Genomic DNA, 26,997 nt, shown 5'->3' with positions numbered 1-26,997 from the left:
AAGTAATATTATTTACGCTGACGCCATAAGGCTATCAGGTTTAAGTAATTGGTTTTGATTTTCTGCACCAGCTCATCGTCATTGATTTCACCTTTCATCCACTCCAACGAAGGCTTACCAAATAAAGTGCGGCCAACAGCAAATCCTTTGACGATTGATTTCCCAGCGGCTGCGTTGAAGCCTGCTTGTAGCTCAGCTTGTGGTGCGTCAAGTCCTAAGAGCACGACACCGCGGCAATAAGGGTCACGTTCTTGAATTAATTGATCAACTGCATCCCAGTTTTGCGCTTGTAGTGGTGGTAATTTCCACCAATCTGGTTTTATACCTAAGTTATAGAAGCGTTTGATTGCGCGTAAATACAGCTCATCGTTGCGTTCCATATCTGCAGGCAATATCACCTCGAGCAACAATTCATGCCCTGATTGGCAGCAAGCGCTATACACTTCTTGAACCGTTTTTTCTTGCTCTAAGCGCAGTGGATGGTTGTCTTCTGGGTGAAAAAATACCAAACATTTGACAATATGCTCTTTTGGCCAGCTAATCAGCTGAGAGCCAATATTCCCATGCTCTAAGCATAATGGTCTTGACGCAGGTAGCTCAATTGGGCGGCCTATCCACCAACCACGGCCGGTTACATCATTCAATACGTCTTGGCCAAATGTACTATCACAGAGTAACCCTGCTTTCCCCTGCAGATCTGCCTCTTCGGCCACTTCACTACTAGCGCGGTAAATCAATTTTTTCAGGGTTGGAATGCAAGAGATATCAACCCCTGCGAGGCGTGCCATATCAACAAATTGAATGCGGTGGTCAAATGCCATCACACAAAGTTCATTCCATTGTGTGCTACGTGAAGTCACACGGTGCAAATGGTTAAGCATCGGGTCAAGATCTGGGCGTGGAACTGCAGCTGCACGCTCAAGGTAATTATCCAACTCGATTTTTGTTGGCATTGCAGGCGCACAGCCATGGCGCGAAACCACTAAAGCCCCACAAGCATTCGCATAAGCGCAGGCTTTTTCCCAACCATCGCCGTTTAGATAACCGCGAAGTAGGCCAGACATAAATGCATCACCGGCACCTAATACGTTGAGAACTTCAACTCTCACACCATGAACGGTGATCCCTTCGTCCAACGTTTCTGGGATCTCACCACTAAATACCGAGCAGCCAAGAGAGCCGCGTTTACACACCAGCTCCGCATCCGTTAATTGGCGAATGTTCTTAAGTGCTTGTACGGTATCCGTCGTCCCGCCTGCAATATGAAATTCTTCTTCTGTACCGACAATCAAATCGAACATCGATAATACGTCTTGCAGTTGTTGCGTGACACTCTCGGAAGCAATAAAACGCGTTTCACCATCACCCAAAGAGGTCAGTCCCCATAAGACCGGGCGATAATCAATATCAATGGCTGTTTTGACATTATTACGTTTAGCATATTCCAACGCTTTTAGTACTGCCGCGCGAGTTTTCGGGTTAGATAAATGCGTTCCTGTAATTGCCAAGCAGCGTGCAGATGCAATATATTCTTCAGAGAAATCGTCTGGCGTAATCGCCATATCTGCGCAGTTATCACGATAGAAAATTAATGGGAAAGTATCCTGATCTTTAATCCCTAAGATAACTAATGCCGTTAATCTGTCTTTGTCTGTAATAAGATGGCTAGTATCACAGCCTACACGCTGTAACTCCTCACGTAAAAAGCGCCCCATGTGTTCATCCCCCACACGGGCAAGCATTGATGATTTCAATCCTTGTATTGCAGTGCCGAATGCAACGTTTCCTGAAGAGCCGCCTAAATATTTGGCAAACGAGCTCACATCTTCTAAACGAGAACCTATCTGTTGTCCGTACAGGTCAACGGCAATACGGCCCATACAGATAACATCTAACTTCTTCTGCTTATCCATTAATTACCCCTTAACTACAACAGAATTAATTGATTTCTTTAACGTTAACCCAACGTTGTTCGTCATATGAACGTGCTATCGCGTCTAATATTCGTGATACTTTCCAGCCTTCTTCAAAATCAGGCCACATTGGCTGCCCTGTTGCAACGCCATCAATTAAATCACGCACTTCAACTGTTTTTTGGTCATTGAAGCCAATACCATGACCTGCAGCATTACAAAATGGTGCATAATCCGGGTGTTCTGGCCCAACAAAAATTGTTTTAAAACCTTGGCGGTTGCTAGGTTCATCATGGCGATAGAGCTTTAGCTCTGCCATTCTTTCTTGAGTGAAAGACAACGTTCCTTTGGTGCCGGTCACCACATAGGTTAGCCCCATTTTACGGCCAGCTGCGATTCGTGAAGTTTCAATGACGCCCATTGCGCCACCAGCAAAACGTACCATGGCATGCGCTTGGTCTTCATTTTCAACCGTAACCATAACGGTTGATCCCGTTTTTTCAGGGCGCTGTTTAATCACAATTTCCATATCACCACAGACGGTTTCAATATCCCCTACTAGGAATTGCGCCATATTGATAATGTGTGCAGACAAGTCCCCCAAAGCACCTAACCCTGCTTTTTCTTTAAAGCAATGCCAGTGAATTGGGGCGCTAGGGTCAGCCATATAATCTTCATTATGGGTGCCATAAAAATGGATAACTTCCCCGATTTCGCCATTTGCAATGATTTCTTTGGCTAGCTGCGAAGTTGGGTTTTTCATATAGTTAAAACCCACTAACGTTAAGACGCCGGCTTGTTTAGCCGCTTCGACCATTTCTTTGGCATCTTCAGAATTGAGTGCTAATGGTTTTTCACAATAAACATGTTTACCATGCTTAATTGCCTCCATTGCCATTTCTTTATGTAGGAAATTAGGCGAGCAAATATCCACTACATCAATATTTGGATCTGCAACTAATTTGCGCCAGTCATCGGTTGCACGATTAAAACCCATTTCCTGAGCTCGGGTTTGTGCTAGCTCAGGGGTAATTTCTGCAATCATTTCGCGAACCAATTTCCCCTGCAATGGAAAAACGGTTGGTGCTTGTGCATAAGCAATGGCATGAGCTCGTCCTATATAGCCAGTACCTATCATCCCGATACGGATCTCTTTCATCTGTTCTACCTCTCGCTCATTTCTTGTAGTGCAATAGCTGGCCCAATATTCGTTCCAGATTTTATTTCAATAATGATGTTATACGGAACATTCGTTTCATTTTCAATATTATTAGAAACATTAATTTCATTATGTGATCTAACGTTAATTTTTAGTGTAATTAATTAATTTATAAGAAAATAAATATTAAATTTAAAGAAAGGAAAAATAATAGAGTCGTGATAAGATGAAATAAAATGAAATAGAATAACTAAAAATGAAATTTATTGAGTATAGGATCTGGCAAGATCCCATACTCTCTTCAGAACTAAAAATTAACGATGAAGAATACTTAAAAACTCTTCTTTACTTGAGGTCAGAGACAATGCATTGGCAATAAATTCGTCACTAAAAATCAACGCAATTTCCCTAAGTACATCAATATGTTCCCTTGATTTTGCAATCACGCCTATGGCAATAAACATCACATTGGTTCTGTCCCAAATAACACCGTCAGGAAATTGAAAAATTTCAACACCGGTATGCAAGATAATATCATTGGCGGACTTAGGTAGATGTGGCAACGTGATGCCATTCCCCAAGAATGTTGATATCTGTTGCTCCCTTTCCGTTAAGAAATGTACACAATCCCTATCAACATAACCTTTATTTTTAAATTCCGTACCAACCATTTTGAGTACTTCAGCTTTATTTCTTGCCTGACAACCTAAATGCAAATTACTTGTGGTTAGTTGTTCTATCATATCCAACCCTCGATTAAGTTAATTAGGTATATTCACACCACCAATAAGTAATAATTACATTGATGAGAGCTCTTCTTCTAATTGCTCTAATGATTTGTTTGATGTTTCTGGCAATAACTTCACGACAAAAACGATAGCTAAGTAGTTTATTACCGCAAAAATTAAGAATACCGGACCTAAACCAAGTTCTGCTTGTAATACAGGGAATAAATAACTCACAATCGCATTCATAATCCACATAAAAAAGACCGAGATCCCCATGGATAACCCGCGAATTTTAAGTGGGAATAGCTCAGCAAGTACCACCCACGTTAAAAAGCCCATCGTTCCTTGCATAACCCCAACAAACACCGCGCCAAGTAACCAAATTAATGTTGCTTTAACATCCCCGGTTAAAAAGTAGTCTGTAGCTGCAATTAATAAGTGTAACGATGCCATTAGCGCAAAACCACCAACAATCAGTGTCTTACGTTTAAATCGGTCAACAAGGAATAACACCCCTATCACCATACCACCAACAGAAAAAACACCATTTAATACGTTGAAAACTAAAGATGTTTGCTCAGAAAAACCCGCTGTTTTGAGAATTTCTGTGCCATAATACATAATAACGTTAACCCCAGTTGTTTGCTGTAATGCCGCCCACACCATCCCAATTAAAACCAATTTAAAAATCCAAGGTGTATTAAAAATTAACGCTAAATTTTGTTTATTGGCATTCGGATGACGTTTAGCTTCCGCAGCTTCAACATCTAATAACGTCACGATATCTTCATATTCTTGAATTGCACGTTTTTCAGGACGAATTTGCTTCAGTATTTTCAAGGCTTCTTCACGACGGTTTTTACTCATTAACCAACGTGGGCTTTCAGGCGCTTTCCACATACCAAATAGCAAACACAATGCGGGCACGGCTTGTACTAACAGCATATAACGCCAAACATCAGGAAGATGGCCCCAAATTGAACCGATAATCGCATTAATAGCAAATGCTGCTAGCTGCCCGATAACAATAGCAACTTCATTTAACCCAGTGAGTTTCCCCCGCATTTCAGTCGGAGCCACTTCAGAAATAAATGTCGGTGCCGTCACAGAGGCTCCACCCACCGCAAAGCCCAATATAAACCGAGCAATAAGAAGAACTTCAATATTTGGGGCTGCCGCAGATAAAAATGCCCCAAATAAAAACAGAAATGAGAGGTAAAGCAAATAAGTACGGCGCCCGACAAAGTCTGCTACACGTCCGCCACAAACACTACCTAATGCTGCGCCCACTAATAGGACACTCATTACCAGCCCTTCCGTGGTTGGCGTTAATCCCATGTTTTCTTTCAGTGATGAAAATGCACCGTTAATGACACCAGTATCATAACCAAATAGTAATCCACCAAAGGTTGCAACCAAGGTTATTTGGTGCAACCTTTTTCTCTGTTGTTGATTGAGATTCATGATTAATGACATATTATTACCTTATTATTTGAATCATTATGTCTTACCAAAAAAACAATTTTTCAATATTTAAATAAATGTTTAATGTTAAATATTAAATAATGAAATAAGTTTCTGGCACTCTGGTTTGAATCGCTACTTTGCTAGCTTTAGGCCTGTTCGATAAACTCTTTGAAAATAGTTTTCGCAAATTTAAAACGATAAATACATCAGTTAAATTAAAGAAAGTAAGATTATAAAAAGCCTCAATTAATCTCGGAATATTGAAAGCCTAAAGAGTATTAAATAAAATGTAAGGTCAGTATTTTATATACTCATTGATAAATGAATATATTTACTATTGCGGCCAAAAATTAATTTTTAACCGCAAGTCTATAATCAAGTTAAATATTATTACCGCATTAATTACAATTTAACTTCTTTACCTGTTTTGAGTGACTCCAGTGCTTTGTCTGCAAGATATAAAGCCAATTCACCATCGGTCCCTGTCGTTTCAGACTCCGCACGACCAGCTAAGATATCAACAAAATGCTGCCACTCCGCTTGGTATGCTTCGTGGTAACGTTGTAAGAAGAAATACTCTGGCTTGGCCGATAAGCACCCAACTTCACTTAACAGCGCAACACTATTCTCTTTAATATTTCCAGCCGTTAATAATCCTTTTTCACCATGTAATTCAATGCGTTGGTCATAGCCATAACCTGAACGACGGCTGTTAGAGATGGTCGCCATTGCGCCTGATGGGAATTTTAAGATAATAAACGCGGTATCAATATCACCAGCTTGGCCGATCGCAGGATCAACAACATTGCTGCCTTGTGCGTAGACAGAGCAAGGCTCCTCGCCAATCATAAAGCGCGCCATATCAAAGTCATGAATAGTCATATCTCTGAACATACCACCGGAGACTTTAACATATTCTGCAGGTGGTGGTGACGGGTCACGAGATGTGATAATTAAAGATTCTGCTTTACCAATAGCGCCTTGTTGGAATAAATTTTTCAAGTGGCGAAATTGAGGATCATAGCGACGGTTAAAACCAATAAACAGTGGAACGTTATGTTCTTTTACGCTTTTTAAACACTGCTTCACACGCTCAAGGTCGAGGTGAACAGGTTTTTCACAGAAAATCACTTTTTTATGTTTGGCTGCTAGTTCGATTAGATCAGCGTGAGTATCTGTGGCTGAAGCGATTAAAACACCCTGTATATTAGGGTCTTGCATTGCTTCTTCTGTTGTCTGAACTTTGGCTTGGTATTTTTCAGCCAAGGCAACCGCATTGGGTTGGTAAGGGTCGATAACAGAGTAAAGTTTGGTTTCTTTATGGCCGGCAATATTAACAGCATGAACCTGTCCGATACGTCCTGCGCCGAATAGTGCTATATTGAACATTCAAATGCTCCTTGATACCTTAAATCCACTATTTGGATATTACGAAATATACCAAATAAAACATTCATTTCAATTTATAATTTTTTGAAAATTATATTTTTGGGCTCTAGATAACAAATGTTATATTAAAGTGTATTTTTAGTGTTATTCAGATCACAAATTGACAATGTAAGCGAACAACATTTAACAATAAAGTCTGTGTTTGCTGGCACATTAGTTCTCCATAACTTCTTTTTTTGCTCTTCCTTCCTCTCGAAATAAAACATATATTTCAATTAAATTATTTTTAAACTATTAAATCCATAAAAAACCCAGCCTAAGCTGGGTATATAATCCAAATGATTCGAGTTGCGTGGGTGGGTAGCGCAGAGCATTCCCCATACAACTTGAAGTATGACGAATATAGAGCCACAAGTGGTAACCACTATGTAAATTAACACCAAAGCAATCCTTGCTAAATTTCCAGTAACTACCCTACTTAATTACATCTGACTCATTAAGAAAACGAAGAACATTCCTCGACGGTAAAAACACCGTCGAGTTATTACGATAATACAAAGCACTACCCCAACACGTTGATTAATAAAGACGAACTTTATTTTCAACCATCTGTTTAATTTTTTCAGCGGAAGCAACTATTTGAGGCTTTTTAGAAACTTGTGCCGTGCCTGTGCGCCACCAAGCTTCATAACCATCGGTCATTGTTTTCGGAAGTACTTTAATATCAATCAATACACAGCCCGAATGGGACTTCGCGTCTTTCAGTGCGGCAATCAATTGTTCCTCATCATGTACCCGATAACTTTTACAGCCATAGCTTTCTGCGTTTTTAGCAAAATCGACCTTCACTAACGGCCCATCCATCAACCCCGTCTGTGGGTTTCGATGTCGGTTCTCTGTACCAAAACTTCCCATGCCTTGGCTCATCTGCAGGTTATTAATACAACCAAATCCCGCGTTATCAAACAATAAGATGGTGATCTTAATGTTCTCTTGAATCGCGGTTTGTAATTCACTGTGTAGCATTAAATAAGAACCATCTCCGACCATCGCATAAACTGGTTGTTTCGGCGCTGCAATTTTAGCACCAACAGCGGCGGCAATTTCGTACCCCATGCATGAATAACCATATTCAAGATGATAAGTATCTCGCTGTTTTGGTAGCCAAATACGTTGTAAATCTCCCGGTAATGAACCTGCTGCCCCCACAATAATGGCATCGTCTTCCATGTATTGCTGCATCAAGCCTAGTACCCGTGTTTGTGCCAGTTCTGTACCTAGCGTTTTACGGTATTCTTCAAGCTTATCATCAAGATGGCCTGCAATTTCAGGGACAAAATCTAATGGCCGATACTGTATACTAAACAAGCGCTCCAGCTCATTTTTCCACTGTTGTTTAGACTGCTGAATTTCATCCCCCCACTGAGCTTTATAGTGAGAATCTTTCAGCTTTATATCCAGTGCTTGAAGTGCTTCTTTGGCATCTGCAACAACTTTCAAAGCATCTAACTTACTTGCATCGAATTCCGCAACATTGATATTTAAGAAGGTTACATTTGGATGACTAAATAAAGATTTAGATGCGGTGGTAAAATCAGTAAAGCGGGTGCCAACACCAATAACTAAATCAGCCTCTTTAGCTAACAAGTTTGCGGCTAACCCACCTGTAGTGCCAATTCCACCCATATTCAAGGGATGACTGGCAACGACGGCACTTTTACCCGCTTGAGTTTCACCAAATGGAATCTGGTAATCTTCAGCAAACTGTAAAAATGCCTCGTGAGCTTCGGAATAACGTACGCCACCGCCACAGATGAGCAATGGTTTTTTCTTACTGCGGATCAGATGAACGGCTTCTTCGATACTCACCGTTGTCGGTGGTCTACGTTCAATACGATGGATGCGTTTTTGGAAAAAATAATCGGGGTAATCCCACGCCTCGCCTTGAACATCTTGAGGTAGGCAAATGGTTACCGCGCCAGTATCCGCAGGGTCAGTTAACACCCGCATGGCATTAACCATCGCCGCCATCAGTTGTTCAGGCCGTGAAACCCTATCCCAATAACGTGAAACTGGGCGAAAACAATCATTAGTACTGATAGTCCCATCACCGTATTGTTCGACTTGCTGCAATACTGGGTCGGGCTGACGTGTTGCAAAAGTATCGCCAGGTAGTAATAACAGTGGAATGCGATTCGCCGTAGCTGTTGCGGCAGCTGTGATCATATTCGCAGCACCTGGGCCAACAGAGGACGTAACCGCAAAAATTTGTTTACGTTTTTTTTGTTTGGCAAAGCCTGTCGCAATATGTGCCATGCCTTGCTCGTTGCAACCTTGATAAACACGTAGATGCCCAGGCGCCTCTTCGAGCGCCTGACCTAAACCTACAACATTACCATGGCCAAAAATCGTAAATACTCCCTGAATAAACGGATACTGCTCACCATCGACATCAACATATTGTTGGTTTAGAAATTTAACCAACGCCTGAGCGGTCGTCATTTTCTGCTTATTCATACGGGTCTCCGTTTATTCCATGGTTGGCATTGTGAAACTACTTTCATGGTGTTCTAAGCGAACACTTGCAGGCCAGCGACTAGTGACTGTTTTCATGCGAGTATAGAAGCGAACACCATCATTTCCATGTACATTTAATGGACCAAAAATAGAACGTTTCCAACCACCAAAACTGTGGAATGCCATCGGTACTGGAATCGGTATGTTGATCCCAACCATTCCAGCTTGGACATTTTCTTGGAATTCACGAGCCGTTTCACCATCACGGGTGAAAATAGCCGTTCCATTTCCATATTCATGTTGGTTAATTAGTTTCAAACCCGTTTCGAAGTCTGGAACACGCACTACGGCTAAGACAGGTCCAAAAATTTCTTCTTTATAAATGTCCATCTCAGGAGTGACATTATCAAATAATGTTGGTCCTACAAAATAACCATTTTCGAAGCCTTTCACTTTAAAATCACGGCCATCAACTAATAACGTCGCACCTTGTTTTTCACCGCTAGTAATATAGTCACAGATTTTAGCTTTGTGCTGTGCTGAAATGACGGGACCCATATCATTTTCTTTGCCTTGCGTAATACCTGGCCCGACGGACATTTTAGCAATTTGACCTTTCAGGTTAGCAATGAGCGCATCTGCTGTTTCATCACCGACGGCTAAGACTACAGATAATGCCATACAACGTTCGCCCGCTGCACCAAATGCCGCGCCCATAATGGCATTAGCCGCCTGCCCCATGTCCGCATCCGGCATTAAAATACAATGGTTTTTTGCACCACCGAGTGCTTGACAGCGTTTGCCATGAGCAGATGCCGTCGTGTAAATATATTCAGCAATAGGTGTTGAACCAACAAAACTAACGGCTTGGACTTCTGGCGCGGTTAAGAGCACATCGACAGATTCTTTGTCCCCTTGAACAACGTTAAATACGCCATCAGGTAAACCTGCTCCTTTTAATAATTTAGCTAATCCTAATGCTAAAGAAGGGTCTTTTTCTGATGGTTTTAAAACAAAGGTATTGCCTGTTGCAATAGCCACTGGGAACATCCACATCGGTACCATTGCTGGGAAATTAAATGGTGTAATTCCCGCACATACCCCCAGAGGTTGCATTAATGAGTGGCTATCAACACCGGTAGCAACATTGGCTGAGTGCTCACCTTTTTGTAAGTGAGGGATACCACATGCAAATTCAACGACTTCCAAACCACGCGTTAATTCACCTACCGCATCAGAAAAAACTTTACCATGTTCTCTTGAAATTAAACGAGCCAGTTCATCCATATTCTCTTCCAGCAATGCTTTAAATTTGAATAAGATCCGGGAACGTTTCAAAGGGGAAAGTTTTGACCACTTAGGGAATGCTTTATTCGCAATCTCAATTGCTTTTTTTGTTTCATCGGCACTGCTAAGTACAACCTGAGCAATTTGCTCACCCGTTGCTGGGTTGAATACCGGTGCAAAACGCCCACTTTTGCTGGATACTATCTCACCACCAATGAAATTATGAATCTGTTCCATGTTGCCTCTCTTTAGCTGACAGAGTTACCTTGTTACTCAATGTATATGAAATATTTGTTTCATTTACAACTAAATTTGAAATAACATTCAATTTATGTGATCTAGACAAAGTTTTTATGAAATTTTTAATCGCGGCTAAAAAACACCTATTTTAAACTTATGTCCATCACTTATTTATTGGCTATTTTTCCTTTGTATTGGGCTAAACATGGCTTTCTTTCCATCAAGAAAATAAGAGAAAAAATTGATGTAAGCTGTTCAATTTATTATCCCAAATTCAAATTATTTTAAGATCCTAAAAAAAGAAAATTTTTAAATATGAACTAAGTGTTTCAAAAAGATTCGACTAACGCCGTAAAACAACTACAATTAGAGCCAAATTCTGGAGGTTATATGTCAAGTGCATCAAATTTAAATGAGTTTCAAGAGCAAGTTCGCTCAAGGTATGACGAATTAAGTAAACGGCTACAGCAAGTAGCACGCTATGTATTAGATAATACGAATAGTGTCGCATTTGATACAGTTGCCGTCATTGCGAAAGAGGCTAAGGTTCCGCCTTCGACTCTAATCCGCTTTGCAAATGCGTTTAATTTCAGTGGGTTTAATGAAATGAAACAATTGTTTCGTATGAACCTCGTGGAAGAAACGGCCAGCTACACAGATAGAGCCCGCATGTTTCGTGAAATGGACGGCTCCCAAGAACTGGGAGATGACCCTTCCCAAATTTTGAAGGAGTTCGCTCATTCTAACGCCCAAGCTTTACAACAAATGGCAGCCAGAACCCCTGCTGAAGATATCGAAAAAGCCGTATCGTTATTAGCAAATGCACAAAATATCTATATTATCGGTTTGCGTCGCTCATTCAGCGTTGCAACGTATTTAAGTTACGCTCTTAGCCATTTGGAATGTCGCCCAGTACTTATTGATGGGCTTGGCGGAATGTTCAAGGAACAGATCAGCAGGATCAGTGAAAATGACGTCGTTATTTCAATCAGTTTCACGCCTTACGCCTCGGAAACTGTCATGGTAAGTGAGAAGGCGGCCCAAGCAGGTGCGCAGCAAATCGTTATTACTGACAGCCAAATCAGCCCTTTGGCAAGTTTTAGCGATGTTTGTTTTGTTATCAAAGAAGCCCAAGTAGATGCATTTCGTTCGCAATCAGCCACCTTATGTTTAGCACAATCACTGACCGTTGCATTAGCCTACCGTCAGGGCAGCAGCTTAGTCTAAGATATATGGCTCTGTAATTAAACACCTCCATTGATTCAGAGCCTCTTCCAGCCCTTTCTCTAATTAACGTAGACGTCATTATTAAAAACTAATTAAGTTTCATTTTTTTCTTTAATTTGTGAGTCTCATCAGAAAATACAAATTCTAAAAAGACAATGAAATGAAATTATTATTTCACCCTGCTATGTTGGGATTATATCTCGTGTTAGATAAAACCAAGAATAAGGACTAAGCATGTTAAATACACACTTTCTTTATTTACTCGGCCACCTTCGTTTACTTGAAGAGCAGCATTCTGTCACGTCACTTAATCGCTCTGGTATTGGTTTAATCGGCACTGCACCTTATAACCAACTTTATATAAATGCGATAAAATGCTGCGCTCATCATAGTGAGCTAAAGTCAATTTGCCATTTGTCTCCATCTCTACCTTCTATGACTTACTTTATGTGTCAAAAGAAAAAGATAGAAGAGTTGATCAATAATGATGACGTTGACTGTATTATAATGACATCCACTTGCAGTGATGAGTTACTAAGATTTGCAATTCAGACTGCGGTATCTGCCGGAAAAGATATCCTATTGAATGATATCCCCAACTTTAGTGAAAACGAATTGAAGGAGGTATTAAAGCAAGCAATGCGCCATGATGTATTGATTGATTATAACCAACCTCTTAGCTTTGATAACCAGTTCAATCAAATAAAAGCGTCTTTAATGTCTAAACGTGGTACCGAAACAGGGTTATTGCGTATCACAGCGCACCGAATAATAGAAACTGAAAATCAATTACCATTCAATATACTACGAAACACCATCACAAAAAACATAGAATTATTGTTATCCTTGATGCCTGATTTTGTCCTTTCATCCCCCGCTATTCAATACTCACATCCCTTTACTAAAAGAACCGATGGCGATGTATTGATGATTAATTTACGCCAAGAAAACGGTTTATTGGTTTCATTTGAAATCTTTTTCAATACGGGGAAGATTTTAGACAAACTGTCATTAAAACAATGTAATAACCGATATGAGATAAAGGAAAAACTCTCTTTTAATGAAACATATCAAGAGATTAATCAAAATAATTTTATTGTAGAGCAACTCGACCAATTTGTTTTAAGACTCGGTAGCAACACAAAACTAGCCAAAATTAATCAATGGAGTCGCGCCAATAAACTAACAGATATAGTAATAAAACAGCTAAATACTTATGGATATATTTGATTATTACGAAATATAAAGATAATTCTGATAGTAACAGTTAATATTATTATACTCACGAATGATATAACAATACTATACCGCTTAATGTTACATTCTAAAATTACTTATAATCAGTGTATTGAACTACATGTACCACTATTCACATTGACAACGCCATATAAAAAAGAAGCGGGATCAACATTAAAAAGATAAGCAAATTGAAATAGTGAATCGACATCAATACAACTTTCTCCAGTCTCAAATCGACTCATTTCTTCTTCTGTTACACCAATTAAACTCGCCATTCGTTCTATCGATATCTTATGATTTTCTCGTTGTTTTCGGATTTTTATCCCTAGCATTTTAGCAATGTTTTCCTTCCTCATAATAACCTCTATTAAATATTAAAATGAATATTATTAACCGGTGCGTAAACTATCACCAACCATAAATTTATAAATTGACTTATAATAATAAAATCCTAACTAAACAAGTCATTTAAAGACAATCTATTAATGAATTAAAAAACAACAACCATATAAGATACTGATATATATGGCCATATCGCTTTCTTTTTAACTGTGATTTTGATCACGTTATTTTTATAACCTAATAGGTATAGAAAACTACACTGTAATAAGCCAACGACTTCAAAATTACATTTTCAATTTAACCAAAATTCTAACTTACATTTTCAATTTAATAAAATTATCTTGACTGATTTAATGTTATAACCTTAAGAAATTCGTGACAATTTGTATTCATTCGTATCAATAAGTTTCCAGAACATAATTATAATAAAGAAATTTTTTTCAATCATAAAAAAAGGCGCTTTTTTTTATTTATTAGTCGAATAACAACATTAAATTTAGGTATTAAATATAAAAATTTTCATATTAGTCTATAAAGCTAAATCACCTTTTCATATTAGTGCCTTACATTAACCTGCTCTTATTCTGAATATCTAAAATTAATTATCACACCTGGCTATTTTCGGTAAAAAAATTCACTCCACTGCATTTATGCCATGTTCGTTACCTTCAGTCTATACCACAATACGTAAAAATTAGACAAATTATGTAAACGCTAAATAGGTGTACCCAAGCAATCTAGCTATGTTTCCACCGCCCAATACTTACTTAACTTCACATCTTTTTAATAAAATTGTCAGTTGGCATGGTATCCTATTACGAGCACCTATGAGTACTTGCAATTCATAACATTGCTATATTATATGGCTTGCTATTTTTTGTTGGTAAGTAAAAGAGACCTGAAAGGATAATCATGCTACAAGAAAGTGTTATCAGGGAAATCATTCTCTGGATAGAACAAAATTTAGAATCTCGCCTATCCCTAGATACTGTTGCCGATAAATCAGGATACACCAAATGGCACTTTCAGCGCCTGTTTAAGAACCAAACAGGGCTCGCACTTGGTTCCTATATCCGAGCAAGGCGCCTTTCTTGTTCTGCTGTCGCACTACGGCTAACAAATGACAGCATAATGGATATTTCTCTGAGGTACCGTTTTGACTCACAACAAACTTTTTGCCGTGCGTTTAAAAAACAATTTAATCTGACCCCTTCTGAATACAGAAAACGACAGGGTTGGAAAATTGAAGGGTTTTGCTTACCTCTACGAGAGAATAAAGAGCTCAGTGTTCAAGTTAAATTGACTCAATTGCCAGCCATCAATTTACTCGGAACTAAACATCGTTACACTAAAGATATTAATGAGTGGAACCTAAAAACGGATGAGCTACGCCGACACTATTGGATGGATTTTTTCAATAAAAACCATTATGTCACTCAGCATTTATACGCCATTCACGGTGTTGATCAAAGTACTAATGCAGAAGGCCATTTCCTATATACCACGGCTCTAGATGAACAAGATGTTGATATTGCACTTCCGCAAACAACCAACTTACAGTTACCCGCAGGAAATTATTTAGAAATCAAGATCACCAGTAGCCTTCATGGTATAGATTACAATGATATTATTTATACTGCTTATGGGAAGGTACTTGCTGAAATGGATATCGTCCGTGGTAAAGGGCCTGATATAGAGCAATATGTCCTAAAATCCAAACCCACTTATGAAGCATTCATTAATGATTCACGCAATTTCATCCAAGAACTAAATTACTATATCCCTGTTATTATTTAACGACTAGCAGCACCCCATACGAATACTGTATGGGATGCTGGCCTAACAATTAAAAACTCACATTAATTTTTGCCCAGAAATTTCTCCCTGGTTCATTCACTGGTACATTGGATGAATAACCAAAACCGCTATTTCCAGCTAAATTAAGGTGCTCGCTATAGGTTTTATCAAAAAGGTTATCAACGCCTGCGCTTAATTTCATATTTTCATTAATTTTATACGCTGTATTTAATGAAAATATTGTGAAACCTGCACTCTTGCTAAAATCTTTCCCCACCACATTACCATCATTAATCGCAACACGATTTTGACGGCTAACAACGCGTACTAAACCTGCCGTAGTCCAATCACCTTTTTCCCATGATAAGCCAAATCGGCTTTCCAATGGTGGCATTTGCGGTAACGCTTTGCCATCTGTACGATTTTCTCCCCAAGAGTAAGCAAGACTTGCATCGGCTTTCCATTCATCACTGAGTTTCTGTGCGATACCGAGCTCTCCGCCCATAATTAATGCGTTAACATTTTCAACTTGGCTCATTCGCGGGTTTGTCGCGCTATAACGGAAGAGAATAAAATCATCAACACGCCCCACATACGCAGAAACCCATGCATTGGTGTCTTCATGGCTATATTTAGCACCAATATCTAACTGAGTCGTTTTTTCAGTTTTTAACTTATCAAATACATTATTGCTACCATCTGGTCCGAGTTTAGGCGAAAACAACTCCCAATAATCAGGAAAACGTTCGGTATAGCCGACACCGGCATATACCATAACAGGTGTATCAGATAAAGAATGCTCATAACGCGCAAAGCCCGCTGGCATCACCGTATTACGCCCTGAAGAGCCTACGCCTGTATTATTTTCAACTATCACACGATCTAAACGAGCCCCACTAACAACTTTACCTTGCTCAGTCGCATGCCAAGTTAGCTCACTAAAGACACCATAATCTTGGAATTGTGCATCTTTTTTCCAGCTATTATTATTGTTTTTACGATGTTTATTGGTCTGCATGTCAGCCCCTGCACGCAGTTCATAGTCTTTCCATAACCATGTTCCCATGGTACGGCCGCCCATGGTTTCACGGTCAACTCGCATTTTCATTGGCATATTCATCATACCGTGGCCTCCATGCCCCATATGCCCGCCCCCCATTCCACCGCCTGATGGAGTACGAAGCGAGTAATTATCCATAATATGATCGGCGTAATTGTAGTAAACATTTGCTTCAACTTTATCTAAAACATCACCGATATTACTCTTTTCAAAGCGTAAGCCTAAGCTTTCACGTTTAAACTGAGAGCCATCCATTCCCCTCCCTGCATAACGAGCTTCGCCGTCGCCTTTACCAGCGGTTAATTCTAATAATGTATATTCATCTGGCGTCCAGCCGATAGCAATATCAGCGTTCCACTTATCCCATTTAGAGGGAACCTTATCACCATTGCCATCTTTATAATCATTTGAACGTGATTTATTACCAATAACACGAACATAACCCGTTTCATTACCTAAGCTAATATCAGCATTACCATCCCAACGCTCATTAGATGCCGTTAAGGCACTTGCGTTGCCTTTAATACCTGCTTCAGTAAATAGCGGTTTTTCGCGCTCAAACCGGATTGTTCCTGCTGAATTCCCAGGCCCCCATAAAACAGTTTGTGGCCCTTTAATCATATTTAATACATCAAAGTTTTCCGGTGAAATATAAGAAGTCGGTGCATCCATACGAGAAGGGCATGCACCCAACATTTCACTATCATTGGTTAAAATACGCAAACGAGACCCAAACATGCCACGAAAAACCGGATCTCCGTTAGTTCTTCCACCGTTACGTATCTGTGAAAAGCCTGGGATCGTTTTAAGGTAATCAGAACCATCACTCGCAGGGACGGGCTGCCTTGGTGTTTTAGGGGATGTCGTAATAGTCAATGGTGAATCGACTGGCGCAGTAACAATCATCACTGAGTTATTTGAGATTGGACTTTGGTTGATTTCAGTTTTAGCGACTGTAGGCGCTGTAAAAATCGCACTAATAACCAGCGTTGCAATAGGAGCCACTTTAAAAACGTGTGTGTTCATTTTTTACCTGTTTCTTAGAATATAGGTACGCTGCTTTCGCCTCTTAGCTTGCAAATACATTTTCAGCACCCATGGGTGAACCTCTTAAAAATCAAAGAAATTCAAGATGAACGAAAACGCTTTGGACAATAAAGGCAAGAATAGCAATTAAATTAATTTGTAAGATTTATCATGCTAAGACATCAGTAAATAGGCGGGGCTCTAGCGAGATGTAATGACCATGGTCTAAATAACCAAATGTGAACGTAGCGCTCAAAAGGAACAAATAGAGTCAGCGTGGCGAGTTGTCGAATAACCGCAGCAATAAATAAGATAAGAAATGGAAAGTGGACCAATAACTGACAGTAACCACATGCAATGTCTTCCATCGGAGACTGCCCCATCCCCGTCATTAACATATGATTCATTGGTGTAGAAACGTCACAATTTTCAGGCATTGGCATACTATGATGCGAATGCCTCGATTGGTCTGCCATTGATAAATGCTCAACTACACTATTAGAGCTAGGGCTCACGCAGTGTTCCATCAGCCTCATCGATTTAGAGAACAATGGAGCAATAAACAGCATAGCCACAGCCAATAATGCAAGGTAGGCAGCAAATTGTCTGATTGAAGTGTGCAGGTGCAACGTTTTTCCGTCATCTGAGTACGAATTTTATAGCGCGAAATTGTATCTTATTTGGAGGATGGATGTTATTAATTTTCACCATTAATGTTAAGTAGGACCTACCTCTACATGTAATGAACTAAAAAACAAACAATTACCAATAAAAATCAATCTATTGATTAAATCTCTACTCTTACGACAATAGACTGAAATTAAAGCAAATAATAAGCTAATTATTTATCTATAAACCATCTAGACCTAACGATTTAGATGAGACCATTTTGTGTTAGCCACTATTTTAGTTATCTCTTCTTTAGTTGGAATTAATATGAGTTTATCCAATTCAATCCAAACCGTTTTGGTAAATTGAAATCGGTTATCCGGTGTAAAACCGCTCAATTTGTTCTGTTGATATTCCTCCTTTTCTTTATCGCTGACGCCTTGTCTGAACTCTTCATAGGCGACCATGAATTGTTTTGTTTCCTTACCATCTAGCCCTTTTTTGAAGGTTACCAAAATTTTATAGCTGAGTTTTTCTCTGAGAAAACTTTTAGTCGTATCGGATAGTGATTGATATGCAGCAATTTTGTCGTCTTTTGCTTTTTGAATATATTGTAGACTTCTTGGTGTCTGATTTATTTGGTAATTTGGTTGAGCTCTAGCTAACGCACCCTTTTTAACTGGCATTCTGTGGACGCGATTTAGATTGCTTGGTTCCGAATTCGAACGATTTAATACCAATGCCCCTGATATATTTTTTTGATGAATCTTTGAAGGTTCTGAATAGGCATGCCTTAACGTGGGTAGCCGAATGGGAATTTTTGACCCTGTCAGGTCAATCTGTTTTTTTTGTTTAATATTATCAACAAATCGACCTAATTTTTGCTGCTGATTCACAAGCTTAGCTTTAACTTCCTTATCTAATATAAGTCGATTCAAATTTGAAATGATTGGATGAGGGATATTCGTTAGATGAGAATTACGCATTGGTTGAGTTGACATATTGCTTCCTTTTATCTAGTTATAAACTCAAACTATGTTAAAAGAATTAGTATCAATATTCTTTAATAAACCGAAGCAATTCAAACTGTAGATTTATATTTTGAAGAGTCGCGTTATACAGGAGAACACCTGTATAACGCGATTAGAGAAAAAAATTACTTATCCGCTGGCAGCCCTTTCTTTTCGTGTACCATCATCAGTGCCTGTTCAACACTACGCTCGATAATAGGACGACGTTGGTCATTCTCAGGCAGTAGTTTTAACATCATTTGCCAAGCCGAGATGGCCTCTGCATAACGCTCTTGCTCAAATGCATTGAATGCAAAAATACTTAATGCTTTTACATTGGTACGGTCTTCAGCAATGACCTTTTTAAGTAGCTCTGCACCTTGGCGGTTATCTTCTGGGTCAGAAGAACGCGTCAAAACCTCCGCATATCCCATCACTACATTTTCATTTTTAGGGGCTAGGCGATAAGCACGGCCATAGGCATCGGTTGCCATAGTCGCATTCCCCAACACCATACCAATACGGCCTAGCATTTCCCACGCTTCTACATTTTGCGGGTCTTCCTGGAGGCGAGTACGTAGACCTAAAGCGAGGTGTTCCATTTCCGCATTATTGAGTGGTGGCTCAGACGGGTCTAGCGCTCTATCTAGCAAGGCCGGAGCTTGTTGGTAGGCATTATTCCAATCCGCCACTTTCTCGTAGCTACCTACCTGATAATAAGCACCACCCGCAACACCTAATGCAATGATAAAACCGGGTAAATAAACCCAATTGCTAGTGCGAGAGGCCTCAGGTAATGATTCTTCATCACCCTGCTCAACCTGTTTTAATCTAACGCGTTTTTTAGAACGGGCAAAAATGATCCAACCGCCTACCGCTATCGCAACAAACGGTAATCCCCACAGCATAACCGTTAGCGGTGTCAGCGGTGGGTTATAAGTGACGAAGTAACCATAACGGGCAACCATGTAATCAACGATTTCATCACGGTTTTTGCCTTCTTTCATTAACTCATACACTTTTTGGCGCAAGTCCAGTGCAATCATTGAATTAGAATCCGCAATGCTGTTGTTCTGACATTTAGGGCAACGTAGCTCTTCGGTTAATTTACGAAATTGCTGCTCTTGCTGTTCATTATCGAAAGTAAAGACTTCTGTCGATGCATATGTCACCGTTGCACTTAACGCTAACATCAATAAACCCAATAAATACCTCATTGGTTCGCCTCCTGATTATAGCGCTCCCAAAGAGGTTTAAATTCTTTTTCCCAGACGCGCTCATCCATTGCCCCTGCGTGACGATAACGAATCACACCATTACCATCAATTAAGAACGTTTCAGGTGCACCATATACCCCTAAATCAAGGCCTAACATACCTTCACCATCAAATAAGCTTAGGGCATAAGGGTTGCCTAACTCACGCAACCACACAATGGCTTTATCCCGTTTATCTTTATAGTTCAACCCAACCACACGAACACCCTGTGCAGACAACTTATTCAAATATTGATGTTCTGCACGGCATGTAGGGCACCATGTTGCCCAAACATTCAACAAGATAGGTTGCCCTTGTGTTAATACATCGGATTCGTAATGCTGACCGGGGTTTTCTAGCGATTCAAGGCGAAAAACGGGCACTGGCTTACCAATTAAAGCGGATTCTAATAAACGAGGATCATCCCCTTCTGCATTACGCATCAATTGCCATAACAGGACCGCAGCGATTCCTGCAAAAATAATAAAAGGAATTAAGAAGACTTTGCGGTTCATACTGTTTCCCCTTGTAATTTACGGCGACGATAACGTGGGTCAAACAAGCAAAATAACGCACCAATAGCCATTAATACGCCACCAGACCAGATCCAACGAACAAATGGTTTATAATACAAACGCATAGTCCACGTATCTTTAGCGACTTCCTCACCCAATGCAGCATATAAATCGCGAGTAAAACCACCATCAATCGCCGCTTCGGTCATAACAGCTCGGCTAACGCTATAAAAACGTTTTTCTGGCATTAAAACACCGATGACTTTGTCTTTCTCTTTCACTGAAATACTGCCAATGACACCTTGGTAGTTAGGGCCATCAGCCTCTCGTACGCCATTAAATACAAAGGTATAAGCACGAATTGAAATGCTATCACCCGGCTTCATTTTCACATCACGCTCAATACTGTAATTTTGGCTAAAGGCAATACCGACGATGGTTACCGCCAAACCTAAATGCGCCAGTACCATTCCCCAGTAACTTGGCGTGAGCTTGATTTTCTTACTGATGCGGACTCGCATTTCTGCGAAGGCAAGAATTGCTATCCAGCACGCCATCATTAAGCCGACAACCGTCAACGCTTCTACCCTATCTTCCATCAGTAATGGTAGGGCAAAAGAAAGAATAACGGTTAATACCGTTGCAATGATTAATAACTTTTTGATAGCCGCAGGGCGGTCACGTCCCCAACGCACAAGTGGCCCAATTCCTAGTAACAAGGCAAATGGCACCATCAATGCTATAAACATGGTATTAAAGAACGGTTCACCAATGGAAATCGTACCCAGGCCAATTTGTTTATGGACTAACGGTAGCAATGTACCGAGTAACACAACTAGCATCGCTGCTGTTAGGATAACGTTATTACCCAATAACATGGATTCACGCGACCATAAGGCATTGTTAACCCTTGAGCGTACCTTGTGCCCACGCAGTGCAAACACCAGTAAAGAGCCGCCAATCACTATCACCATGAAGGCTAAGATAAATAACCCTCGAGATGGGTCTGAGGCAAAGGCGTGTACCGAAACCAGTACCCCTGAGCGAACTAAGAAAGTCCCGAGTAAACACAATGAGAAAGCAAAAATCGACAATAATAGTGACCATGCTTTAAAAGTGGCTCGCTGTTCAGTAACGGAAAGTGAGTGGATCAATGCCGTTCCCACTAACCATGGCATAAAGGAGGCATTCTCTACCGGGTCCCAGAACCACCAGCCCCCCCAGCCTAATTCATAATAAGCCCATGCGGAACCTAACATGATCCCTAACGTTAAAAAGAACCAGGCTGCCATCGTCCAAGGGCGAGCAAAACGTGTGAAAGAGCTGTCTAACCGGCCACTTAACAATGCCGCAATCGCAAAGGCAAATGCCACAGAGAAGCCGACATAGCCCATGTATAACAATGGTGGGTGGAAAATCAGCCCGGGGTCTTGTAGTAATGGGTTGAGGTCACGCCCTTCAATCGGAAAGGCAGGCAGCGTGCGCGAAAATGGGTTTGAAGTAAAGATGATAAACAGCAAAAAACCAACGCTAACCATCCCCATAACAGCTAAAACACGGGCAACAATGTCGAGAGGCATACGGTAACTGCAAATTGCCACCGCAAATGTCCAGCCGCTCATTAATAATACCCAAAGTAATAATGAGCCTTCGTGAGCTCCCCATGTCGCCGCAACACGATACCAAATAGGTAATTGCGTATTTGAGTTATTGGCAACATACGTGACTGAGAAATCATTAACAACAAAGGCATTCACTAATACTAGGAATGCCCCTGTTACACAGAGAAAAAGTAACCATGCTAATGGACGTGATGATGCCATCAAGCGCGCATCATTGCGTGCCACCCCCCATAGCGGGTAAAAAGACAGCAAAACGGCAAGACCTAATGCTAAGCACAGTAAAACGCTACCAATTTCAGGGATCATGATGCATTGTCCTTATAGGCAGCTGCTGGCCTGCGGTGGTTTTCTTGCATCGCCTTTTCAACCTCTGGTGGCGTATAGTTTTCATCATGTTTAGCAAGCACTTCTTTCGCTAAAATATGATTATTCTCCTGTAACTCCCCTTGAACAACGACACCTTGCCCTTCTTTGAATAAGTCAGGCAAAATTCCATGATAACTTACGTTAACCTCGCCTTCGGCATCATAAACAGTGAAAGTGATATTGACAGCATTAGAGACTGGGTCAGAATCACGTACTACACTACCTGGCATGACCATGCCGCCAACGCGCAAACGTTGCCCAACTTCAGGGATTTGTTGAGTTTCTCGCTTACCATAGATGATTTCACCGGGGGTATAAAACAAGTCAATACTTGAGCGCAATGCGTAGAGAATCAATGCGAGGGTTAACCCCACGCCAACCAATATGGAACAGATCAACCAAAGTCGGTTACGACGACGAATATTCACACTCCCTCCCTACGCGCTCTTGCTGCTTTTTGTCTTACTTCACGAGCTTGCTGTTGAATAATTGCATTTATTATCATTTTTCTTTGTATGTATGTATGCAAACAGAGTAACAAAATAGGTATTAATGTCAGCGCAACCGCCAGCCATACATAAAAACCATAGCCGCCCATCGCCCAAAATTCACTCCAAGATGCAAATGCGCTAGTCATGATTGACGTCCTTTTTTATTCACAATATCTAATACCCATGGACGGTTACGTTCTAACAACAATAATTGACTACGTAAACGAATTAACGTTAATGAGATAAAGAGAAATAGGTAACCAAGGATAGCTAAACGTAGTGGCGTACGCATAGCTGGGTTGATACTTTCTTGCATACGCGTCGAAGGTTGATGCAAAGTTTGCCACCATTCAACTGAATAATGAATAATAGGTAAGTTAATCACACCAATTAATACTAAAATCGCAGCGGCCTTTCCTGCTGTACGGCGGTCATCAAAAGCATGCCATAAAGCAATAATCCCCACATAAAGAAAAAATAGAATTAGTTCAGAGGTTAAACGTGCATCCCATACCCACCATGCACCCCACATTGGTTTACCCCATGTCGCACCTGTCACCAAGGCAATAAAAGTAAATACCGCCCCTATCGGTGCCATTGCCGCTATCGCCAATTCAGAGACTTTCAGTTGCCAGACAAGACCAACAAAAGCAGTAATTGCCATTGTGGCATAAATGCCCATCGACCACATCGCGGCAGGAACGTGGATATACATAATACGATAACTTTGGCTTTGGACTTTATCGGTTGGCGCAAAGCCAAATCCCCAAATCCACCCCACCGCTAAACAAATTACACTCAATATAATAAACCACGGTATTAGACGCCCACATAACCGGTAAAGGTTAACTGGGATGGCAAGTTGATGAAGCTTTTTCCACATAGTTTAATTACCCTGATTTATTATATTGTTAGTAAATGCTGCGTGACAGAATCATACAATACACATTAAAAAAGCAAATATATTGATTTAACACAAATATAACTTAGGCTGATCATACTCAAACGCATAACCAGCCTATTTATTGATCATTACTTATAATTTATCGGTATAACCCATCATAAAATGATTACCTTAAATTAAAAGCCAGGTTCAACTTCACGCATGTCCGGCAATTTATGGGCAATTCCTTTGTGACAGTCAATGCAAGTTTTACCATCAGTGATGGCTTGGTCATGCATTTTAGCTGCAACCCCTTTTTGTGCCGTGAAATCCATATACTCAAAATTGTGGCAGTTACGACACTCTTGTGAGTCGTTATTTTTCATCCGTCGCCACTCACTTTGCGCCATCGCTAACCGATGGTCTTCAAATTTTTGAGGTGTGTCGATGATGCCAAAAATTTTCCCGTATAGCTCCTTACTCGCTTGAATTTTACGCACCATTTTTGGGCCAAACTCATGCGGTACGTGACAATCTGGGCAAGTTGCGCGAACACCGCTACGGTTAGTATAGTGAATAGTATCCATATATTCTTCATAAACATTCTCACGCATTTCATGGCAGCTAATACAAAACTCTTCCGTATTGGCCATTTCCATACCCGTATTGAAGCCGCCCCAGAAAATAACACCACTCACAAAACCAATCAGCAATAAGGTTCCTAATGCTAAACGGCTTGGCCTACGCCACCACCGCCATACTCGGCCGATTAATCCAAACAAGCCCTTTTTCTTCGGCTTGTCATCATTTATTTGCTTATCATTGTTATTTGACATAATTCCCCCTTATTTCCCAAAACCTTTGGATGGGGTAAATGTGTTATCAACAATCGGTGCCGTGTCTGATTGCGGCACGTGGCACTGTAGACAGAAGTAGCGGTTTGGTGCGACTTCGCCAAGAACTTTGCCTGTTGCATCCATAAAGTGCGTTGGGCTAACTCTTGGTGCCCCTGTGGTGCGATAATTTTCCACACCATGGCATTGCAAACAACGATTAGTATTAGTGGTAATTTGATAACCTTCAACACTATGTGGGATCATTGGCGGTTGATTCACATAGTTTAATGCCATTCTTTCTTGCTCTTTCGGAATATGAATGCTTCCTTCTGACGTACCGGATACTTCTGGTGATTGGGTCAGGTCTACACCATTAGCAGCCCAAACAAGACTGCTTACAACAAAGGCCATTCCAGCCACCCAACGGCTGATCGTCTTTTTCAGGACAGGATTTTTCATGATTTTGCTCCCGAACTCCATCTTAGTGTTATTTTAAAAACATCCTCAGAACAAACATCAATGCAACGACCGCAAGTGATACAATCTTTATCTGATATTTGTGCTGGAGCTTGTTTATCTAGGACCGGTGCACGCAGAACTTGCGGCTCCGGACAAATGTGGAAACAGTCCATACAACGGCTACAGTTTTCTTTATTTTCCGCTGTAACAACTAGTGCGCCCTTACACCCTGCCACGCCATATAGCGCACCTAATGGGCAAAGGTGACCGCACCAACCATGTTCCACAACTAATAAATCGAATAAAAACAGTGCAACTAAAACCAATGCACCGCTGCCAAAACCAAAAATTAAACTGCGTCCCATTAATGAAACTGGATTAAGCCATTCCCAAAGTAAGGTTCCTGTAATAGCAGAACCAATCAGGATAACCACCAGCAATACATAACGAATATTGCGTGGTATCGTTGCGGACTGGTTAAAATCAAACTTACGTCTTAACCACGCCGCGGCATCCGTCACTGGGTTTACAGGACAAACCCAACTGCAGAAAATACGCTTACCCAACAGTGCATAAACCCCGAATACGATAGCAGCCCCAACTAATGCTGAGATCCCCGGTAAGTAACCACTTGCTAAGCTCTCTAAGGTGATTAATGGGTCAGTCAAAGGTACGGTATCTAACAATAAGCTACTGCTGTAGTTACCATGTAAAATCCACACCCCAAACCATGGCCCACTCAAGAACATCGCTAACACCAGCAATTGGCTTATGCGTCTAAATACCAACCACTTGTGGCTCTGCCACCAACCTTTTTTTGCCTGAGCTTCACGTCCGGCATCACGTTTACGATTCGCCATTGTTACCCTCCAGCCAACCAAAGCGGTAATGGTGTCCTAACTCACCTTTTGCTAACGACCTTGGTAATACCTTGATAGCCGCCTCTTCCAATACACAAGCCTGTTCACATTTACCGCATCCCGTGCAGTAATTGCTATTGACTGTGGGTAAGAAGCGCGCGTGCTTACCTGTTCGGTGGTTTTGTTCAAGTTCCAATGTGATGGCTTCATCAATCAGTGGACATACGCGGTAACATACATCACACCTTAGCCCTTGAAAGTTCAAGCAGTTTTCCTGATCGAGTAAAACGGCTAACCCCATGCGTGCATCGTTAATCGACTCAATGTCTTTATCCAATGCACCACTTGGGCAAACTTTGGCGCAAGGAATGTCCTCACACATTTCACACGGGTTTTCTCGAGCGATGAAGTACGGCGTTCCTGAAGCCAAGCCTGATGCCAATGTCGCTAATTTCAACATGTCATACGGACAGGCTTGAACGCATTGCCCACAACGGACACATGCACTGGCAAATGCTTTTTCATCAAGAGCTCCCGGCGGGCGAAGCTTAACTCCACTCGCACGGGAAGTTTGTTGCTGAAGCCCCAGCACCACACCAACAGCCGCCAACCCACCCGCAGTGCGGGCGACATCGCGTAAAAAGCGACGACGACTGTTCTGGGACTTAGCCTGTTGAGACTTAGCTTTCTGGGGCATGA

The 26,997-nt window shown here is 40.9% G+C and carries 24 protein-coding genes; 3 read left to right on the top strand and 21 right to left on the bottom strand.

All coding sequences use genetic code 11. From position 1 onward, the window contains the following. Positions 1 to 8 precede the first annotated feature (8 nt). From P3L44_RS05945 to P3L44_RS05915, 7 genes are all read right to left on the bottom strand, one after another. A complete protein-coding gene (locus tag P3L44_RS05945; RefSeq protein WP_140171078.1) occupies positions 9 to 1,913 on the bottom strand; it encodes a bifunctional 5-dehydro-2-deoxygluconokinase/5-dehydro-2-deoxyphosphogluconate aldolase in 1,905 nt (634 codons plus the stop codon). Between the two features lie 25 nt (positions 1,914 to 1,938). Continuing rightward, entirely contained in the window at positions 1,939 to 3,072 is a 1,134-nt protein-coding gene (locus P3L44_RS05940) for a Gfo/Idh/MocA family protein (protein WP_004262126.1), read from the bottom strand. A gap of 314 nt (positions 3,073 to 3,386) precedes the next feature. After that, complete coding sequence (locus P3L44_RS05935) at positions 3,387 to 3,815, bottom strand: PTS sugar transporter subunit IIA (RefSeq protein ID WP_004262128.1); 429 nt, start codon at positions 3,813 to 3,815, stop codon at positions 3,387 to 3,389. 54 nt (positions 3,816 to 3,869) lie between these two features. Continuing rightward, the gene (locus P3L44_RS05930; protein ID WP_004913304.1) at positions 3,870 to 5,276 is read right to left on the bottom strand and encodes a sugar porter family MFS transporter; all 1,407 of its coding nucleotides are present in this window, start codon (positions 5,274 to 5,276) and stop codon (positions 3,870 to 3,872) included. A gap of 393 nt (positions 5,277 to 5,669) precedes the next feature. Continuing rightward, positions 5,670 to 6,656, bottom strand: coding sequence for an inositol 2-dehydrogenase (iolG, locus tag P3L44_RS05925; protein WP_004262138.1), 987 nt, complete (start codon positions 6,654 to 6,656; stop codon positions 5,670 to 5,672). A gap of 579 nt (positions 6,657 to 7,235) precedes the next feature. Further along, positions 7,236 to 9,173 (bottom strand): 3D-(3,5/4)-trihydroxycyclohexane-1,2-dione acylhydrolase (decyclizing), encoded by a 1,938-nt coding sequence (gene iolD, locus P3L44_RS05920; RefSeq protein WP_140171083.1) that lies wholly within the window; start codon positions 9,171 to 9,173, stop codon positions 7,236 to 7,238. Positions 9,174 to 9,185: 12 nt separating this feature from the next. Next, positions 9,186 to 10,697 (bottom strand): CoA-acylating methylmalonate-semialdehyde dehydrogenase, encoded by a 1,512-nt coding sequence (locus P3L44_RS05915; protein WP_272662095.1) that lies wholly within the window; start codon positions 10,695 to 10,697, stop codon positions 9,186 to 9,188. Positions 10,698 to 11,090: 393 nt separating this feature from the next. Here P3L44_RS05915 and P3L44_RS05910 point away from each other — a divergent pair, with 393 nt between their 5' ends. Together P3L44_RS05910 and P3L44_RS05905 are read left to right on the top strand one after the other, a co-directional pair. Next, complete coding sequence (locus tag P3L44_RS05910; RefSeq protein WP_036958475.1) at positions 11,091 to 11,927, top strand: MurR/RpiR family transcriptional regulator; 837 nt, start codon at positions 11,091 to 11,093, stop codon at positions 11,925 to 11,927. 234 nt (positions 11,928 to 12,161) lie between these two features. Continuing rightward, positions 12,162 to 13,157, top strand: coding sequence for a hypothetical protein (locus tag P3L44_RS05905; RefSeq protein WP_272662094.1), 996 nt, complete (start codon positions 12,162 to 12,164; stop codon positions 13,155 to 13,157). A gap of 110 nt (positions 13,158 to 13,267) precedes the next feature. On the opposite strand, the gene P3L44_RS05900 is transcribed toward P3L44_RS05905, so the two are convergent. Beyond that, positions 13,268 to 13,522 carry a helix-turn-helix domain-containing protein gene (locus tag P3L44_RS05900; protein WP_272662093.1) on the bottom strand — a complete coding sequence of 85 codons (255 nt, stop codon included), beginning with the start codon at positions 13,520 to 13,522 and terminating at the stop codon, positions 13,268 to 13,270. Between the two features lie 898 nt (positions 13,523 to 14,420). Between P3L44_RS05900 and P3L44_RS05895 the strand changes: the two genes are divergently transcribed. Further along, positions 14,421 to 15,305, top strand: a complete 885-nt coding sequence (locus P3L44_RS05895) for a helix-turn-helix domain-containing protein (RefSeq protein WP_004262166.1) — start codon at positions 14,421 to 14,423, stop codon at positions 15,303 to 15,305. A gap of 49 nt (positions 15,306 to 15,354) precedes the next feature. On the opposite strand, the gene P3L44_RS05890 is transcribed toward P3L44_RS05895, so the two are convergent. The 13 genes from P3L44_RS05890 to napG all read right to left on the bottom strand — a co-directional run bounded on the left by P3L44_RS05890 (position 15,355) and on the right by napG (position 26,995). Beyond that, on the bottom strand, positions 15,355 to 17,391 hold the full coding sequence (locus P3L44_RS05890; RefSeq protein ID WP_272662092.1) for a TonB-dependent copper receptor: 2,037 nt from the start codon (positions 17,389 to 17,391) through the stop codon (positions 15,355 to 15,357). 182 nt (positions 17,392 to 17,573) lie between these two features. Then, positions 17,574 to 18,020 (bottom strand): DUF2946 domain-containing protein, encoded by a 447-nt coding sequence (locus tag P3L44_RS05885; RefSeq protein WP_140171087.1) that lies wholly within the window; start codon positions 18,018 to 18,020, stop codon positions 17,574 to 17,576. 237 nt (positions 18,021 to 18,257) lie between these two features. After that, the gene (locus P3L44_RS05880) at positions 18,258 to 19,001 is read right to left on the bottom strand and encodes a hypothetical protein (RefSeq protein WP_272662091.1); all 744 of its coding nucleotides are present in this window, start codon (positions 18,999 to 19,001) and stop codon (positions 18,258 to 18,260) included. Positions 19,002 to 19,156: 155 nt separating this feature from the next. Then, the gene (locus tag P3L44_RS05875) at positions 19,157 to 20,227 is read right to left on the bottom strand and encodes a cytochrome c-type biogenesis protein CcmH (RefSeq protein WP_272662090.1); all 1,071 of its coding nucleotides are present in this window, start codon (positions 20,225 to 20,227) and stop codon (positions 19,157 to 19,159) included. Next, positions 20,224 to 20,781 carry a thiol:disulfide interchange protein DsbE gene (gene dsbE, locus P3L44_RS05870; RefSeq protein ID WP_004262204.1) on the bottom strand — a complete coding sequence of 186 codons (558 nt, stop codon included), beginning with the start codon at positions 20,779 to 20,781 and terminating at the stop codon, positions 20,224 to 20,226. Before dsbE ends, P3L44_RS05875 begins: the two co-directional genes overlap by 4 nt. After that, positions 20,778 to 22,709, bottom strand: coding sequence for a heme lyase CcmF/NrfE family subunit (locus tag P3L44_RS05865; RefSeq protein WP_272662089.1), 1,932 nt, complete (start codon positions 22,707 to 22,709; stop codon positions 20,778 to 20,780). Before P3L44_RS05865 ends, dsbE begins: the two co-directional genes overlap by 4 nt. Then, positions 22,706 to 23,197, bottom strand: coding sequence for a cytochrome c maturation protein CcmE (gene ccmE, locus P3L44_RS05860; RefSeq protein ID WP_004913345.1), 492 nt, complete (start codon positions 23,195 to 23,197; stop codon positions 22,706 to 22,708). The genes P3L44_RS05865 and ccmE overlap by 4 nt, the downstream gene beginning before the upstream one ends. Further along, positions 23,194 to 23,406: a heme exporter protein CcmD gene (gene ccmD / locus P3L44_RS05855; RefSeq protein WP_004262214.1), complete on the bottom strand. Its 213-nt coding sequence runs from the start codon at positions 23,404 to 23,406 to the stop codon at positions 23,194 to 23,196. The genes ccmE and ccmD overlap by 4 nt, the downstream gene beginning before the upstream one ends. Then, positions 23,403 to 24,143: a heme ABC transporter permease gene (locus P3L44_RS05850; protein ID WP_140171094.1), complete on the bottom strand. Its 741-nt coding sequence runs from the start codon at positions 24,141 to 24,143 to the stop codon at positions 23,403 to 23,405. The genes ccmD and P3L44_RS05850 overlap by 4 nt, the downstream gene beginning before the upstream one ends. Before the next feature lie 197 nt (positions 24,144 to 24,340). Further along, positions 24,341 to 24,979 (bottom strand): cytochrome c-type protein NapC, encoded by a 639-nt coding sequence (gene napC, locus P3L44_RS05845; RefSeq protein ID WP_004262224.1) that lies wholly within the window; start codon positions 24,977 to 24,979, stop codon positions 24,341 to 24,343. Between the two features lie 9 nt (positions 24,980 to 24,988). Beyond that, positions 24,989 to 25,438: a nitrate reductase cytochrome c-type subunit gene (gene napB, locus P3L44_RS05840; RefSeq protein ID WP_004913351.1), complete on the bottom strand. Its 450-nt coding sequence runs from the start codon at positions 25,436 to 25,438 to the stop codon at positions 24,989 to 24,991. Continuing rightward, positions 25,435 to 26,298: a quinol dehydrogenase ferredoxin subunit NapH gene (gene napH / locus P3L44_RS05835; protein ID WP_004262229.1), complete on the bottom strand. Its 864-nt coding sequence runs from the start codon at positions 26,296 to 26,298 to the stop codon at positions 25,435 to 25,437. Before napH ends, napB begins: the two co-directional genes overlap by 4 nt. Next, positions 26,285 to 26,995, bottom strand: a complete 711-nt coding sequence (napG, locus tag P3L44_RS05830) for a ferredoxin-type protein NapG (RefSeq protein WP_004262231.1) — start codon at positions 26,993 to 26,995, stop codon at positions 26,285 to 26,287. The genes napH and napG overlap by 14 nt, the downstream gene beginning before the upstream one ends. Positions 26,996 to 26,997: the final 2 nt, after the last annotated feature.

The organism is Providencia sp. PROV175 (assembly GCF_032707045.1).
In the GTDB taxonomy this organism is placed as follows: Bacteria; Pseudomonadota; Gammaproteobacteria; order Enterobacterales; family Enterobacteriaceae; genus Providencia; species Providencia hangzhouensis.
This window is presented reverse-complemented; position numbering and strand designations above follow the sequence as displayed.

What these genes read in the sequence shown, in the direction of transcription:
- P3L44_RS05895 (WP_004262166.1), top strand. Translation starts at nt 14,421, where the DNA reads ATGCTACAAGAAAGTGTTATCAGGGAAATCATTCTCTGGATAGAACAA.
- P3L44_RS05850 (WP_140171094.1), bottom strand. Translation starts at nt 24,143, where the DNA reads ATGTGGAAAAAGCTTCATCAACTTGCCATCCCAGTTAACCTTTACCGG.
- P3L44_RS05880 (WP_272662091.1), bottom strand. Translation starts at nt 19,001, where the DNA reads ATGTCAACTCAACCAATGCGTAATTCTCATCTAACGAATATCCCTCAT.
- P3L44_RS05910 (WP_036958475.1), top strand. Translation starts at nt 11,091, where the DNA reads ATGTCAAGTGCATCAAATTTAAATGAGTTTCAAGAGCAAGTTCGCTCA.
- P3L44_RS05945 (WP_140171078.1), bottom strand. Translation starts at nt 1,913, where the DNA reads ATGGATAAGCAGAAGAAGTTAGATGTTATCTGTATGGGCCGTATTGCC.
- P3L44_RS05900 (WP_272662093.1), bottom strand. Translation starts at nt 13,522, where the DNA reads ATGAGGAAGGAAAACATTGCTAAAATGCTAGGGATAAAAATCCGAAAA.
- iolD (WP_140171083.1), bottom strand. Translation starts at nt 9,173, where the DNA reads ATGAATAAGCAGAAAATGACGACCGCTCAGGCGTTGGTTAAATTTCTA.
- napH (WP_004262229.1), bottom strand. Translation starts at nt 26,298, where the DNA reads ATGGCGAATCGTAAACGTGATGCCGGACGTGAAGCTCAGGCAAAAAAA.
- P3L44_RS05875 (WP_272662090.1), bottom strand. Translation starts at nt 20,227, where the DNA reads ATGAGGTATTTATTGGGTTTATTGATGTTAGCGTTAAGTGCAACGGTG.
- P3L44_RS05935 (WP_004262128.1), bottom strand. Translation starts at nt 3,815, where the DNA reads ATGATAGAACAACTAACCACAAGTAATTTGCATTTAGGTTGTCAGGCA.
- P3L44_RS05905 (WP_272662094.1), top strand. Translation starts at nt 12,162, where the DNA reads ATGTTAAATACACACTTTCTTTATTTACTCGGCCACCTTCGTTTACTT.
- P3L44_RS05940 (WP_004262126.1), bottom strand. Translation starts at nt 3,072, where the DNA reads ATGAAAGAGATCCGTATCGGGATGATAGGTACTGGCTATATAGGACGA.
- napC (WP_004262224.1), bottom strand. Translation starts at nt 24,979, where the DNA reads ATGTCAAATAACAATGATAAGCAAATAAATGATGACAAGCCGAAGAAA.
- napB (WP_004913351.1), bottom strand. Translation starts at nt 25,438, where the DNA reads ATGAAAAATCCTGTCCTGAAAAAGACGATCAGCCGTTGGGTGGCTGGA.
- P3L44_RS05890 (WP_272662092.1), bottom strand. Translation starts at nt 17,391, where the DNA reads ATGAACACACACGTTTTTAAAGTGGCTCCTATTGCAACGCTGGTTATT.
- P3L44_RS05915 (WP_272662095.1), bottom strand. Translation starts at nt 10,697, where the DNA reads ATGGAACAGATTCATAATTTCATTGGTGGTGAGATAGTATCCAGCAAA.
- P3L44_RS05930 (WP_004913304.1), bottom strand. Translation starts at nt 5,276, where the DNA reads ATGTCATTAATCATGAATCTCAATCAACAACAGAGAAAAAGGTTGCAC.
- ccmD (WP_004262214.1), bottom strand. Translation starts at nt 23,406, where the DNA reads ATGACTAGCGCATTTGCATCTTGGAGTGAATTTTGGGCGATGGGCGGC.
- P3L44_RS05865 (WP_272662089.1), bottom strand. Translation starts at nt 22,709, where the DNA reads ATGATCCCTGAAATTGGTAGCGTTTTACTGTGCTTAGCATTAGGTCTT.
- dsbE (WP_004262204.1), bottom strand. Translation starts at nt 20,781, where the DNA reads ATGAACCGCAAAGTCTTCTTAATTCCTTTTATTATTTTTGCAGGAATC.
- iolG (WP_004262138.1), bottom strand. Translation starts at nt 6,656, where the DNA reads ATGTTCAATATAGCACTATTCGGCGCAGGACGTATCGGACAGGTTCAT.
- napG (WP_004262231.1), bottom strand. Translation starts at nt 26,995, where the DNA reads ATGCCCCAGAAAGCTAAGTCTCAACAGGCTAAGTCCCAGAACAGTCGT.